General features: G+C 61.0%; 15 protein-coding genes. 10 read left to right on the top strand and 5 right to left on the bottom strand.

Annotated elements, in window-relative coordinates:
- Position 1 precedes the first annotated feature (1 nt).
- Genes ACMGGU_RS16335 through hypA form a run of 3 tightly spaced genes read right to left on the bottom strand, consistent with a single transcriptional unit; the run spans position 2 to position 1482 of the window.
- On the bottom strand, positions 2–274 hold the full coding sequence (locus ACMGGU_RS16335; RefSeq protein ID WP_063622353.1) for a HypC/HybG/HupF family hydrogenase formation chaperone: 273 nt from the start codon (positions 272–274) through the stop codon (positions 2–4).
- Positions 265–1128 carry a hydrogenase nickel incorporation protein HypB gene (gene hypB / locus ACMGGU_RS16330; RefSeq protein ID WP_045908502.1) on the bottom strand — a complete coding sequence of 288 codons (864 nt, stop codon included), beginning with the start codon at positions 1126–1128 and terminating at the stop codon, positions 265–267. The genes ACMGGU_RS16335 and hypB overlap by 10 nt, the downstream gene beginning before the upstream one ends.
- 3 nt (positions 1129–1131) lie before the next feature.
- The gene (hypA, locus tag ACMGGU_RS16325; protein ID WP_039265546.1) at positions 1132–1482 is read right to left on the bottom strand and encodes a hydrogenase maturation nickel metallochaperone HypA; all 351 of its coding nucleotides are present in this window, start codon (positions 1480–1482) and stop codon (positions 1132–1134) included.
- Between the two features lie 210 nt (positions 1483–1692).
- On the opposite strand from hypA, the gene hycA reads away from it, so the two are divergent.
- From hycA to hycI, 9 genes are all read left to right on the top strand, one after another.
- Positions 1693–2157, top strand: a complete 465-nt coding sequence (gene hycA / locus ACMGGU_RS16320) for a formate hydrogenlyase regulator HycA (protein ID WP_032653166.1) — start codon at positions 1693–1695, stop codon at positions 2155–2157.
- A 70-nt stretch (positions 2158–2227) separates the two neighbouring features.
- Entirely contained in the window at positions 2228–2836 is a 609-nt protein-coding gene (locus ACMGGU_RS16315) for a 4Fe-4S dicluster domain-containing protein (protein ID WP_023308971.1), read from the top strand.
- On the top strand, positions 2833–4647 hold the full coding sequence (gene hycC / locus ACMGGU_RS16310) for a formate hydrogenlyase subunit 3 (RefSeq protein ID WP_420300741.1): 1815 nt from the start codon (positions 2833–2835) through the stop codon (positions 4645–4647). Before ACMGGU_RS16315 ends, hycC begins: the two co-directional genes overlap by 4 nt.
- 1 nt (position 4648) lies before the next feature.
- Positions 4649–5572: a respiratory chain complex I subunit 1 family protein gene (locus ACMGGU_RS16305; RefSeq protein ID WP_420300740.1), complete on the top strand. Its 924-nt coding sequence runs from the start codon at positions 4649–4651 to the stop codon at positions 5570–5572.
- A gap of 15 nt (positions 5573–5587) precedes the next feature.
- Positions 5588–7297, top strand: a complete 1710-nt coding sequence (gene hycE, locus ACMGGU_RS16300; RefSeq protein WP_045908505.1) for a formate hydrogenlyase subunit HycE — start codon at positions 5588–5590, stop codon at positions 7295–7297.
- Between the two features lie 9 nt (positions 7298–7306).
- Positions 7307–7849 (top strand): formate hydrogenlyase complex iron-sulfur subunit, encoded by a 543-nt coding sequence (locus ACMGGU_RS16295; RefSeq protein ID WP_008499573.1) that lies wholly within the window; start codon positions 7307–7309, stop codon positions 7847–7849.
- Positions 7849–8616: a formate hydrogenlyase subunit HycG gene (gene hycG, locus ACMGGU_RS16290; protein ID WP_174341001.1), complete on the top strand. Its 768-nt coding sequence runs from the start codon at positions 7849–7851 to the stop codon at positions 8614–8616. The genes ACMGGU_RS16295 and hycG overlap by 1 nt, the downstream gene beginning before the upstream one ends.
- Positions 8613–9023, top strand: a complete 411-nt coding sequence (locus ACMGGU_RS16285; protein ID WP_420300739.1) for a formate hydrogenlyase maturation HycH family protein — start codon at positions 8613–8615, stop codon at positions 9021–9023. The genes hycG and ACMGGU_RS16285 overlap by 4 nt, the downstream gene beginning before the upstream one ends.
- Positions 9016–9471: a hydrogenase maturation peptidase HycI gene (gene hycI, locus ACMGGU_RS16280; protein WP_063622347.1), complete on the top strand. Its 456-nt coding sequence runs from the start codon at positions 9016–9018 to the stop codon at positions 9469–9471. Before ACMGGU_RS16285 ends, hycI begins: the two co-directional genes overlap by 8 nt.
- A gap of 88 nt (positions 9472–9559) precedes the next feature.
- Here hycI and ACMGGU_RS16275 read toward each other — a convergent pair whose 3' ends face one another.
- Complete coding sequence (locus ACMGGU_RS16275; protein WP_262802295.1) at positions 9560–10984, bottom strand: 6-phospho-beta-glucosidase; 1425 nt, start codon at positions 10982–10984, stop codon at positions 9560–9562.
- Positions 10985–11002: 18 nt separating this feature from the next.
- A complete protein-coding gene (gene ascF, locus ACMGGU_RS16270) occupies positions 11003–12454 on the bottom strand; it encodes a PTS cellobiose/arbutin/salicin transporter subunit IIBC (protein WP_024907719.1) in 1452 nt (483 codons plus the stop codon).
- 214 nt (positions 12455–12668) lie between these two features.
- Here ascF and ACMGGU_RS16265 point away from each other — a divergent pair, with 214 nt between their 5' ends.
- A complete protein-coding gene (locus tag ACMGGU_RS16265) occupies positions 12669–13682 on the top strand; it encodes a LacI family DNA-binding transcriptional regulator (RefSeq protein WP_069720345.1) in 1014 nt (337 codons plus the stop codon).
- Positions 13683–13698 lie beyond the last annotated feature (16 nt).

Below are 13698 nucleotides of genomic sequence, written 5' to 3'. Positions count from 1 at the left end.
ATTACCGCTCCTCGCCGTACAGCAGCGCGCCCACGTCAGGCTCCACGTCGAACATATTTTGCAGGGCGTCGAGCGTGTCGCGGGCTTCCGCTTCGTTAATCACGCTCATGGCGAACCCCACGTGGACCAGCACCCACTGGCCGAGACGCGAGGCGCCCGTTTCATCGGTGCTGCCCACCAGCGTCAGGTCGACGTCGCGCAGGATGCCGCAAACCTCGACTTTGGCCTGATTACCGTCGATGGCGTGAATTTGTCCCGGTACGCCTATGCACATCGTTCGCTCTCCAGCCAGTGTAGCCAGCCGTCCATGCCGTCGCCGCGCGTGGCGGAAACCAGCAGGATCTCAATCTCCGGGTTCACCTCGCGGGCATACGCCAGGCACTTATCCACGTCGAAATTCAGGTACGGCAGCAGGTCGACTTTGTTCAGCAGCATGACGGACGCGGCGGCAAACATGTGCGGGTACTTCAGCGGCTTGTCTTCGCCTTCGGTCACTGAAAGCACCGCCACCTTGTGTCGTTCGCCGAGGTCGAAGCTCGCCGGGCAGACGAGGTTGCCGACGTTTTCAATAAACAGGATGCCGTTATCTGCCAGCGGCAGGCGCGGGGCCGCGTCGGCAATCATCTGTGCATCCAGGTGGCAGCCTTTGCCGGTGTTGACCTGAATCGCCGGGGTGCCGGTTTCGCGAATGCGCGCCGCGTCGTTAACGGTTTGCTGGTCGCCTTCGATCACCGCACAGGAGACGCGCCCGTTCAGGCGCTTGAGCGTTTCGGTCAGCAGCGTGGTTTTACCGGAACCGGGGCTGGAGACCAGGTTCAGCGCCAGCTGTTTGCGGGTGGCAAAGCGGGCGCGGTTGCGGGCGGCGAGCTGGTTATTTTTGTCCAGCACGTTGATTTCCACCTCCAGCATCTGGCGCTGGCTCATGCCCGGCGCGTGGGTGCCTGCTTCGCCGTGGCCGTAATGCAGGTCGCCCGCATCGGAGCGTTGCGGCGCAAAGGTAATGCCGGTCAGGGCTGCCGCAGGGCGTGGGGCGGGTGAAAAGGGCGCGGAGCGAAACGCGGAGTGGGGGCGGTGTTCATCCCCTTCTATATACAGGTTGCCTTCGGCGCAACCGCAGGTACTACACATACTTTACTCCTTCTCGATTTCGAGGCGTTGGATCTGCATGCCGTCATCCGCCACGATGCGCAGACCGCCGCTCTGACACTGCGGGCAGCGCTGTACCTTCGATGACAGCAGGGTGACGTACTGCTGACACTGCTCGCACCAGCACTCCGCCTGCTGTTCTTCAATATGCAGTTCGCAGCCTTCCGCCAGCGTGCCGCGGCAGACCAGCTCAAAACAGAAGGTCAGGGCGCTGGTCTCGACGCAGGAAAACGCTCCGACCTTCAGCCAGACGCCGGTGACGCGCTTCGCGTGGTTTTGCACTGCCTGCTGTTCGATAAGTTCCAGAGCCCGCTGGCAGAGGGTGATTTCGTGCATGACGCCTCCTCAATGAATTGCCCCGGTAATGCAATAACAGTGCCAGCTTGGTTTTTGTTAAGGCGTGACGATGTCAACGCTGTCGAAATGACACGTCGACACCGCGGTGATGACAGCGGTTTTTCATTTTAATCCCTTTAAAATCAGCAAAATAAAAACTGGCATGGAATCTGCTTAACAGCCGCTATCTCCATTAAACGGATACCTTCTATGACTATTTGGGAAATCAGCGAAAAAGCGGATTACATCGCGCAGCGTCATCAACAGTTACAGGACCAGTGGCACCTTTACTGCAACTCGCTGGTTCAGGGCATTACCTTGTCGAAAGCGCGTCTTCACCACGCGATGAGCTGCGCGGCGCAGGGGGATATGCGCTTTGTCCTCTTCGGCCATTTCACCATCAACGTGACCCTGGCGGATAACTTCAACAGCCACACCATTGAGTACTACCTCGAGACAAAAGACGGCGAAAAACAGTGTATTGCGAAGGCGCAGCTGATGGCCGACGGCATGGTGGACGGCCACGTCAGCAACCGCGATCGCCAGCAGGTGCTGGAGCACTATCTGGAAAAAATCGCGCCGGTTTATAACGGCCTGTACGCCGCCGTTGAGCACGATCTTCCGGTCAACCTGAAGCAGCTGATGGACGGAAATGCCTCAGCGAACGTGGCCTGACCCATGCGTGTCGAGAAGTGTCGACAAGACAGCTTTTCGACAAAAATGACTATCACCAGAGGATAACCCGGTGAACCGTTTTGTAATTGCTGACTCGACGGTCTGCATTGGCTGTCGAACCTGTGAGGCGGCGTGTTCGGAAACGCATCGCCTGCATGGGCTGCAGTCCATGCCGCGCCTGCACGTCATGCGTAATGAAAAAGAGTCTGCCCCGCAGCTCTGCCATCACTGTGAAGACGCCCCGTGCGCGGGTGTCTGTCCTGTAAATGCCATCACCCGCGTGGATGGCGCAGTCCAGTTGAACGAAAGCCTGTGCGTAAGCTGCAAGCTGTGCGGCATTGCCTGCCCGTTCGGCGCGATTGAATTTTCCGGCAGCCGCCCGCTGCATATTCCGGCCAATGCCAACTCGCCTAAAGCCCCGCCCGCGCCGCCAGCGCCTGCACGCGTCAGCACGCTGCTGGACTGGGTGCCCGGCATCCGTGCCGTGGCGGTGAAGTGCGACCTGTGCAGCTTCGATGAACAGGGCCCGGCCTGCGTACGGACCTGTCCGACGAAAGCGCTGATTCTGGTTAACATTCGCGACATCGCCCGTACCAGCAAGCGCAAGCGCGAGCTGACCATCAACAGTGATTTTGGCGACCTTTCTCTGCTACAGGCGCTTAACGAGGGGGCGAAATGAACGCGGCCATAATGATTACCGGCGCGGTAGCCTGTTTTATTGCCGCAGCTATTCTGGCGCCGATCTTCTCCTTCCATAAAACCCTGAGCGGCGGAGTTGCCGGGATCGGCGGGGCGGCAGGTAGCCTGTTGACGCTGGCGGCAGGCGGCGTTGTTTTGCTCGGCGGACAATCCGTTGACACCCTCATACCGCTGGTTCGCCACACCGTTGAGATTACGCCGCTGAACGCCCTCTGGCTGGTGACGTTTGGCCTGTGCGGGCTGTTTATCAGCCTGTTCAATATCGAGTGGCATCGCCACCCGCACGCTAAAGCCAACGGCCTGCTGGTGAACCTGCTGATGGCGACGGCGGTCTGTACCGTTACCGCCAGCAACCTCGGCGCGCTGGTGGTGATGGCGGAGATCATGGCGCTCTGCGGCGTGTTCCTGACGGGCTGTAGCGCCTCCGGGAAATTGTGGTTTGCACTGGGACGCCTCGGGACGCTGCTGCTGGCGCTGGCCTGCTGGCTGGTGTGGCAGCGCTTCGGCACGCTGGACTTCGCTGCGCTTAACGGGCATCCGCTGGGGAATGACGTCTGGCTGTTGGGCGTGCTCGGCTTTGGCCTGCTCGCCGGAATCATCCCGCTGCACGGCTGGGTGCCGCAGGCGCATGCGAATGCTTCCGCGCCCGCCGCCGCGCTGTTTTCGGTGGTGGTGATGAAGGTCGGTCTGTTTGGGATCCTGGCGATTACGCTGACCGGCGGACAACCGCCGCTGTGGTGGGGCGTGGTGCTGCTGATTGCGGGCATGATCACCGCCTTCGTCGGCGGCCTGTACGCGCTGATGGAGCACAATATCCAGCGTATTCTGGCGTACCACACGCTGGAGAATATCGGCATCATTCTGCTCGGCATTGGCGCGGGCGTGACCGGGCTGGCGCTGAATCAACCGGCGCTGATTGCGGCCGGTTTTATCGGCGGTCTTTATCACCTGATCAACCACAGCCTGTTTAAAAGCACCCTGTTCCTCGGGGCGGGCAGCGTCTGGTTCCGCACCGGCCATCGGGATATCGAAAAGCTCGGTGGGATTGGCAAAAAGATGCCGGTGATTTCACTGGCGATGCTGGTCGGGCTGATGGCGATGGCCGCGCTGCCGCCGCTGAACGGCTTTGCCGGGGAGTGGGTGATCTATCAGTCCTTCTTCGCCCTCGGTCAGAGCGAGGCGTTTATCGCCCGTCTGCTGGGGCCGCTGCTGGCGGTCGGTCTGGCGATTACCGGGGCGCTGGCGGTGATGTGCATGGCGAAAGTTTATGGCGTGACCTTCCTCGGCGCACCGCGTACGCGTGAGGCTGAGAACGCCTGCTGCGCACCGCTACTGATGGGCGTAAGCGTGGTCGCGCTGGCGCTGTGCTGCATCGCGGGCGGCGTCGCCGCACCGTGGCTGCTGCCGCTGCTGGGCAATGCCATTCCGCTGCCGCTGACCACGGCGAACACCACCGTTTCCCAGCCCATGATCGCGCTGCTGCTGATAGGCGCACCGCTGCTGCCGCTGGTGCTGATGCTGTTCTTCAAACGCGACCGGCTCACCTCCCGCTCGCGCGGTGCAGCATGGGCCTGCGGCTACGAACACGAACAGTCGATGGTCATCACCGCCCACGGTTTCGCTATGCCGGTGAAAGAGAACTTTGCCGCCGTGCTGAAGCTGCGCCACTGGCTGAACCCGGTGCGCTGGGTACCCGGCTGGCAGAGCGCTGCCGTACCCGCGCTGTTCCGCCGTCTGGCGGTTATCGAGCTGGCGGTGCTGGTGATCGTTGTGATTTCACGAGGAGCCTGACATGAGTCTGTTACTGGCAATTCTTCAGGCGCTGGTGCTGTTTGCCGCCGCGCCGCTGCTGTCGGGCATCACGCGCGTGGCGCGCGCCCGGATGCACAACCGTCGCGGTCCTGGCGTGCTCCAGGAGTATCGCGATCTCTTCAAGCTGCTTTCTCGCCAGAGCGTGGCGCCGGATGCCGCAGGCTGGGTCTTCCGCCTGGCGCCGTTCGTGATGGTGGGCGTGATGCTCACCATCGCCACCGCGCTGCCGGTGGTGACGGTGGCTTCGCCGCTGCCGGCGCTCGGGGATCTGATTACGCTGATCTACCTGTTTGCCATCGCCCGCTTCTTCTTTGCGATTGCGGGTCTCGACACCGGGAGCCCGTTTACCGGCATCGGTGCCAGTCGCGAGGCGATGCTCGGCGTGCTGGTTGAGCCGATCCTGCTGCTGGGGCTGTGGGTTGCCGCGCAGGTTGCGGGTTCCACGCACATCAGCTTTATCACCCACACCGTGTACTACTGGCCGGTTGCCCGCTCCCTTCCGCTGGTGCTGGCGCTGTGCGCCTGCGCATTCGCCACCTTTATCGAGATGGGCAAGCTGCCGTTCGATCTGGCCGAAGCCGAGCAGGAACTGCAGGAAGGACCGCTCACCGAGTACAGCGGCTACGGCTTTGCGGTGCTGAAGTGGGGCATCAGCCTCAAACAGCTGGTGGTGCTGCAGATGTTTGTCGGCGTCTTCTTCCCGTGGGGGCAGATGACGCACTTCTCCGCGGGCGGTCTGCTGCTGGCCGTCGTGGTTGCCGTCCTCAAGCTGCTGGTCGGCGTGCTGGTCATTGCCCTGTTCGAAAACAGCATGGCGCGTCTGCGTTTTGTGGAAACGTCACGCATTACCTGGGCCGGTTTTGGTTTTGCATTTTTAGCGTTCGTCTCCTTGCTGGTGGCGTGATTAAAGAGAGTGTTTATGTCTGAAGAAAAGAAAGGTCAGCAGTATCTCGCCGCATTGCATCAGGCTTTCCCCGGCGTGGTGCTGGAGGAGTCCTGGCAAACCAAAGACCAGATCACCGTCACCGTAAAGGTGAACTATCTGCCGGAAGTGGTGGAGTTTCTCTACTACCGGCAGGGCGGCTGGCTGTCGGTGCTGTTCGGTAACGACGAGCGCCAGCTGTGCGGCAATTACGCGGTGTACTACGTGATGTCGATGGAGCAGGGCGAGAAGTGCTGGATCACCGTGCGCGTCGAGGTCGACCCGAATAAACCGGAATACCCGTCCGTCACGCCGCGCGTGCCCGCTGCCGTCTGGGGCGAGCGTGAAGTGCGCGACATGTATGGCCTGGTGCCGGTTGGCCTGCCGGATGAACGCCGTCTGGTGCTGCCGGACGACTGGCCGGACGAACTCTATCCGCTGCGCAAAGACAGCATGGACTACCGCCAGCGTCCGGCCCCGACCACCGACAGTGAAACCTACGAATTCATCAACGAGCTGGGCAGCAAGAAGAATAACGTGGTGCCGATCGGCCCGCTGCACGTCACTTCCGACGAGCCGGGCCACTTCCGCCTGTTCGTCGACGGCGAAAACATTATCGACGCCGACTACCGCCTGTTCTACGTCCACCGCGGCATGGAAAAGCTGGCGGAAACCCGCATGGGCTACAACGAAGTCACGTTCCTCTCTGACCGCGTGTGCGGCATCTGCGGCTTCGCCCACAGCACCGCCTACACCACCTCGGTAGAGAACGGCATGGGGATCGTGGTGCCGGAACGCGCGCAGATGATCCGCGCCATTCTGCTGGAGGTGGAGCGCCTGCACTCGCACCTGCTGAACCTCGGCCTGGCCTGCCACTTCGTCGGCTTTGACTCCGGGTTTATGCAGTTCTTCCGCGTGCGCGAAGCGTCGATGAAGATGGCGGAGATCCTCACCGGGGCGCGCAAAACCTACGGTCTGAATCTGATCGGCGGGATCCGCCGCGACCTGCTGAAAGATGACATGATCCAGACCCGCCAGCTGGCGCAGCAGATGCGCCGCGACGTGCAGGAACTGGTGGACATGCTGCTCAGCACGCCCAATATCGAGCAGCGCACCGTCGGCATTGGCCGCCTCGATCCTGAGATCGCTCGCGACTTCAGTAACGTCGGCCCGATGGTGCGCGCCAGCGGGCACGCCCGCGACACGCGTGCCGATCACCCGTTCGTCGGTTACGGCCTGCTGCCGATGACCGTGCACAGCGAGCAGGGCTGCGACGTCATCTCCCGCCTGAAGGTGCGCATCAACGAGGTGTTCACCGCGCTGAACATGATCGACTTTGGTCTGGACAACCTGCCGGGCGGCCCGCTGATGGTGGAGGGCTTCACCTACATTCCAAACCGCTTTGCCCTCGGCTTTGCCGAAGCGCCGCGCGGGGACGATATTCACTGGAGCATGACCGGCGACAACCAGAAGCTCTACCGCTGGCGCTGCCGTGCGGCGACCTACGCCAACTGGCCAACCCTGCGTTACATGCTGCGCGGTAACACCGTGTCTGATGCGCCGCTGATCATCGGCAGCCTCGACCCGTGCTACTCCTGCACCGACCGCATGACCGTCGTGGACGTGCGCAAGAAGAAAAGCCAGGTGGTGCCGTATAAAGAGCTTGAGCGCTACAGCATCGAGCGTAAGAACTCGCCGCTGAAATAAGGATTCGTCATGTTTACCTTTATCAAAAAAGTGATCAAAACCGGCACGCAGACCAGCCGCTATCCGCTGGAGCCGATGCCGGTCGACAAAAACTTTCGCGGCAAGCCGGAGCACAACCCACAGCAGTGCATCGGCTGCGCGGCCTGCGTCAACGCCTGTCCGTCGAACGCCTTAACGGTGGAAACGGATCTCAAAACCGGCGAGCTGGCCTGGCAGTTTAACCTCGGGCGCTGCATCTTCTGCGGCCGCTGCGAAGAGGTCTGCCCGACGGTCGCCATTCGCCTGTCGCAGGAGTACGAGCTGGCGGTGTGGAAGAAAGAGGATTTCCTGCAGCAGTCGCGCTTTGACCTGTGCCACTGCCGCGTCTGCCAGCGCCCGTTCGCCGTGCAAAAAGAGATCGACTACGCCATCGCGCTGCTGCAGCACAACGGCGACGCCCGCGCGGAGCATCACCGTGAAAGCTTTGAAACCTGTCCGGCGTGCAAGCGACAGAAGTGCCTGCTGCCGTCCGACCGCATTGATATCACCCGCCACATGAGAGAGGCCAGCTGATGGACAATTTACTTGGCCCACGCGACGCTAACGGCATTCCGGTGCCGATGACGGTGGACGAATCCATCGCCAGCATGAAGGCGTCGCTGCTGAAAAAAATCAAACGCTCGGCCTACGTCTACCGCGTGGATTGCGGCGGCTGCAACGGCTGCGAGATTGAGATCTTCGCTACGCTGTCGCCGCTGTTTGACGCCGAGCGCTTCGGCATCAAAGTGGTGCCGTCCCCGCGTCATGCGGACATCCTGCTGTTCACCGGGGCCGTCACCCGCGCTATGCGCTCGCCCGCGCTGCGCGCCTGGCAGTCCGCGCCGGACCCGAAAATCTGCATCTCGTACGGCGCCTGCGGCAACAGCGGCGGCATCTTCCATGACCTCTACTGCGTCTGGGGCGGCACCGACAAAATCGTGCCGGTGGACGTCTACATTCCGGGCTGTCCGCCGACGCCCGCCGCCACGCTGTACGGCTTCGCGATGGCGCTCGGCCTGCTGGAGCAGAAAATCCACGCCCGCGAGCCAGGCGAACTCGACAACCAGCCGGCCGCCATTCTGCACCCGGACATGGTGCAGCCGCTGCGGGTGAAGGTCGATCGCACGGCGCGCAGGCTGGCGGGCTATCGCTACGGCCGTCAGATTGCCGACGACTATCTGCGCCTGCTGAGCCAGGGCGAGCATCAGGTCGCACGCTGGCTGGAGGCGGAAAACGATCCGCGCCTCAATGAGATTGTGGCGAACCTGAACAGCATCGTCGATGAGGCGCGTATCCGATGAGTGAAACGGTGGTGTTCAGCCAGCTGAGCCGTAAGTTTATTGATGAGAACGATGCCACGCCGGATGCGGCGCAGCAGGTGGTCTATTACAGCCTGGCGATTGGGCATCACCTCGGGGTGATTGACTGCCTGGAGGCCGCACTGAGCTGTCCGTGGCCGGAATACCTGGCGTGGATTGCCACGCTGGAGGAGGGCAGTACGGCGCGGCGCAAAATGGAAGGCGTGCCGAAGTACGGTGAGATCGTGATCGATGCGAACCACATTGTCATGCTCGCCAACGCCTTTGACGCGGCGCTCGGCAGACAAACCCCGGAGCAGCAGGCGTGGAGTAAAACGCTGCTCGGTATGCTGCATGATATTCATCAGGAGAGTGCCATCTACCTGATGGTGAGGAGATTACGTGACTGACGTTTTACTGTGTGTCGGCAACAGCATGATGGGCGACGACGGCGCGGGTCCGCTGCTGGCGGAGATGTGCGCCGCGAACCCGCAGGGCAGCTGGGTGGTGATTGACGGCGGCAGCGCGCCGGAAAACGACGTGGTGGCCATCCGCGAGCTGCGTCCGGACAGGCTGTTAATCGTCGATGCCACCGATATGGGACTCAACCCCGGCGAGATCCGCCTGATTGACCCGGACGACATCGCCGAGATGTTTATGATGACTACCCACAATATGCCGCTGAACTACCTGGTGGATCAGATCAAAGGTGACGTGGGCGAGGTGCTGTTTTTGGGCATTCAGCCGGACATTGTCGGGTTTTATTACCCGATGACGCCGCCGGTGAAGGAGGCGGTGGAGGTGGTGTATTCACGACTAGCCGGGTGGGTTGGGGATGGAGGTTTTTCTCAGCTCTGAGCAGTGCCGGGTGGCGGCTTCGCCTTACCCGGCCTACCAAACCCATCTCCCTTTCCCTGTGGGAGAGGGCTGGGGTGAGGGCAACAGGCTACTCGAGATCCCCCCCGTTACTCGCAATCACCTTCTGATACCATCCGAACGATTTCTTGCGTTTCCGCTCCAGCGTGCCGTTCCCGGCGTCGTCGCGGTCAACGTACACAAACCCGTAGCGCTTGCTCATCTCACCGGTTGAGGCCGAGACCAGGTCAATGCAGCCCCAGGTGGTGTAACCCATCAGCGGCACGCCGTCCTCAATCGCATCGCCCATCGCGCGGATATGCTCGCGCAGATAGCTGATGCGGTAGTCGTCGTTAATCTCGCCGTTTTCATCAACGACATCTTTCGCCCCCAGGCCGTTTTCCACCAGGAACAGCGGCTTCTGGTAGCGGTCGTACATCATGTTCATGGTGATGCGCAGGCCGAGCGGGTCGATGCCCCATCCCCATTCGCTCACCTGAATGTGCGGGTTGCGCAGAGATTTAACGATGTTCGCCGCATTGGTGTTGTTCGCGTTCATATCCGCCGAGGCGCAGCGCGAGGCGTAATAGCTGAACGAGACAAAATCGACGGTATTTTTCAGCAGTTCGTCATCGCCCGGGTCTTTAACAATCACGACGCCTTTCTCGCGGAACACGCGGGCAGAATAGGCCGGATAGCTGCCGCGCGCCTGCACGTCGATAAAGAACAGGTTCTCGCGGTCTTTCTCCAGCGCCATCCACACGTCTTCCGGCTTGCAGGAGTAGGGGTAGAAGTTACCGCCCGCCAGCATGCAGCCGACCTGGTTTTCCGGGTTCACCTCGTGAGCGATTTTGGTCGCCAGCGCGCTCGCCACCAGTTCGTGGTGCGCGGCCTGGTATTTCACCTGGTCTTCGTTTTCGCCTTCCTCAAACACCAGCCCCGCGCCGGAGAACGGGCTGTGCAGCATGATGTTGATTTCGTTGAAGGTCAGCCAGTATTTCACCAGCCCGTTAAATTCCTCGAAGCAGGTGCGGGCGTAGCGGGCAAAGAAATCCACCATTTTGCGGTTGCGCCAGGAGCCGTACTCCGTCACCAGGTGCATTGGCACGTCGAAGTGGCAGAGGGTCACCAGCGGCTCGATGTTGTATTTTTTGCACTCCTCGAACACCGCGCGGTAAAAGGCAATACCCTCTTTGTTCGGCAGCGGTTCGTCGCCGTTCGGATAGAGGCGGCTCCAGGCGATCGAGGTGCGGAACACCGTAAAGCCCATCTCCGCCATCAGAGCGATGTCCTCTTTATAGCGATGGTAAAAATCAATCGCCTCGTGGCTCGGGTAGAATTCGTCGTCACGCAGCGAAAAACGCTTTTCCTTACCGAGCTTCACCGCCAGGCGGTTCGCGCCGTGGGGGATCATATCGACCGTCGTCAGCCCTTTGCCGCCCTCACGGTAAGCGCCTTCACTCTGGTTGGCGGCAAGCGCGCCGCCCCATAAAAATCCTTGTGGAAAAACAGACATTCTTACCTCGCTTTCAATTTATGCTTTTGCTGCGTTATTCTGTACCGGTGCGGTCTGCAGGGCGCGCGCTTTTTCGGCGTCGTCTTCGACCGGAATATCCTCAAAGCCCAGTATCAGGGTCAGAACAAACGACAGCACCACTGCCAGACCCATCACGCCAAACACCCAGACGATGGTCATCGGGTTCGCCGGGTCGAAGAACTGTACGCTGGTAAACAGCCCCGGTGCCGCCATCGAGTGGCTGGCAAGACCCGCGATACCGGCAACCGCGCCGCAGATAAAGCCGCTGATCAGGCTTGCAATCAGCGGGCGTTTCAGACGTATTGCGACACCGTACAGGGCCGGTTCAGAGATCCCCGCCATGATGGCGGAGGCCGCCGCTGCCAGCGCCGTCTGGCGCAGCTCCGGGTTTTTGGTTTTCCACGCCACCGCCAGCGACGAACCGCCGAGCGACAGGTTGGCGCCAATTTCCGACGGCATCACCATCCCTTCCTTGCCCGTCTCGGCAATGGTCTGAATGATGGTTGGCGTAAACACGCGGTGCATGCCGGTCATGACCAGCAGCGGCCACAGCGCGCCCATGATGGCCACGGAGAGCCAGCCCAGATAGCCGTGAATGGTGTAGACCAGCGCGGAGATCGCGCTACCGATCCAGATGCCCAGCGGCCCAATCAGCACGATGGCGAGCGGGGCGGCAATCAGCACGATCAGCATCGGCTTGAGGAAGTTTTTCGTCACCGCCGGGGTAATGCGATCCACCCAGCGCTCGATGTACGACAGGCACCAGGTCATCACCAGCGCGGGGATGACGGTGTAGGTGTATTTCACCGCCGTCACCGGGATAAAGGCGAACTCAACGTGCTCGCCCTGCGCGGCTTTCGCCATCAGCTCGATAAAGCTCGGGTGCACCAGCACGCCCGCAATGGCTATCGCCAGCGACATGTTGGTTTTGAATTTCACCGCCGCCGAGGCCGCCACCATCAGCGGCAGGAAGAAGAACGCGCCGTCGCCGATGACGGTCAAAATGGTGAGCGTCGGCGCGCCTTTGGGCAGCACGCCGGTCATCTCAAGGATCATCGCCAGAAGCTTGACCATCGAGCCGCCGATGATCGCCGGGATCAGCGGGGACATGGTGCCGATCAGCGCGTCGAGGATCCCGGCGCCAATGCGGCGCAGCGTCAGCTTTTGCGGGCCTTCCGGCACCGCGGGCTGCAGGTCAGCGGGCAGCAGGCTTACCACCTCGCGGTACGCCTGGGAGACGGTATTGCCAATAATCACCTGGCACTGGTTGTCGTTGCGCACCACGCCGAGCACGCCGCTGATGCTTTTCAGGCGCGCGGCGTCGGTGAGGGTTTCGTCTTTCAGAACGAAACGCAGTCGCGTCATGCAGTGGGTGACGGCGACGATGTTCTCTTTGCCGCCCAGCGCGCTGATAACGTCGTTCGCCAGCGCAGCGTAATTTTTGGCCATCGGATGTGATCCTGTTATCGTTGTGTGAAATGTAGGAAACCGGTTCCACATAATCATCATGAGTTTTTATGAATGAAACAAGATCGCTTTTTGACCATTTTTTTATTTCGTGACGCCGATCACCAGTAGGAACCCAAAGCGTGATGTCGCCGCTGCGACAATTTTTCTGCAGTGCAGTACACTGCGCTCCATCAGATTCAGACGGAATAACAACATGACCACGATGCTTGAAGTGGCGAAGCGGGCAGGCGTTTCGAAAGCGACGGTATCCCGGGTGCTGTCGGGCAATGGCTATGTCAGCCAGGAGACCAAAGACAGGGTGTTTCAGGCCATTGAAGAGAGCGGCTATCGCCCAAATTTGCTGGCGCGCAACCTGGCGACCAAACGTACCCAGACGCTGGGCCTGGTGGTGACGAACACCTTGTATCACGGCGTCTACTTTAGCGAGCTGCTGTTTCACGCCGCGCGCATGACGGAGGAGAAAGGGCGGCAGCTGATCCTCGCGGACGGCAAGCACAGCGCCGATGAAGAGCGCGAGGCGATCCAGTATCTGCTCGATATGCGCTGCGACGCGGTGATCATCTATCCGCGTTTTCTGAGCGTGGAAGAGATGGATGAGATCGTCGAGAAGTGCGAGCAGCCCATTATGGTGCTCAACCGCCGCCTGCGGAAAAACAGCAGCCACAGCGTGTGGTCCGATCATAAAGCCTCCAGCCAGGACGCGGTGTCACAGCTGATTGCGAAAGGGCATCGTGAGATCGCCTTTATCACCGGCTCGCTGGATTCTCCCACCGGGGTTGAGCGTCTCTCCGGCTATAAGGACGCGCTGGCGCAGCACGGTATTCCGCTGCGCGAGGGGCTGATTGCGCAGGGGAAGTGGAACCCCGCCAGCGGCGCGGCGGCGGTGTCCGAGCTGCTTGCTCGGGGTGAGCGCTTTACGGCGCTGGTGGCGAGCAATGACGATATGGCCATCGGTGCCATGAAGCAGCTGCACGACAGCGGCGTGGCCACGCCGGACGCGGTGTCGGTGATCGGTTTCGACGATGTGGCCATCGCGCCTTACATTGTGCCGTCGCTCTCCAGCGTCCGCATCCCGGTAACGGAGATGATCAAAGAGACCATCAGCCGCCTGATCTTTATGCTCGACGGCGGTGAGTTTAAATATCAGCAAATTTTCTCCGGCGAGCTTGTCCTGCGCGACTCGGTTATTGACGGCCCGCACCGCTGATGTCGACAGCTGTCAT

Source organism: Enterobacter sp. BNK-8, from assembly GCF_048685095.1.
In the GTDB taxonomy this organism is placed as follows: Bacteria; Pseudomonadota; Gammaproteobacteria; order Enterobacterales; family Enterobacteriaceae; genus Enterobacter; species Enterobacter quasiroggenkampii.
The sequence above is the reverse complement of the archived record's forward strand: the minus strand, read 5'-3'. Positions and strand labels throughout refer to the sequence as shown.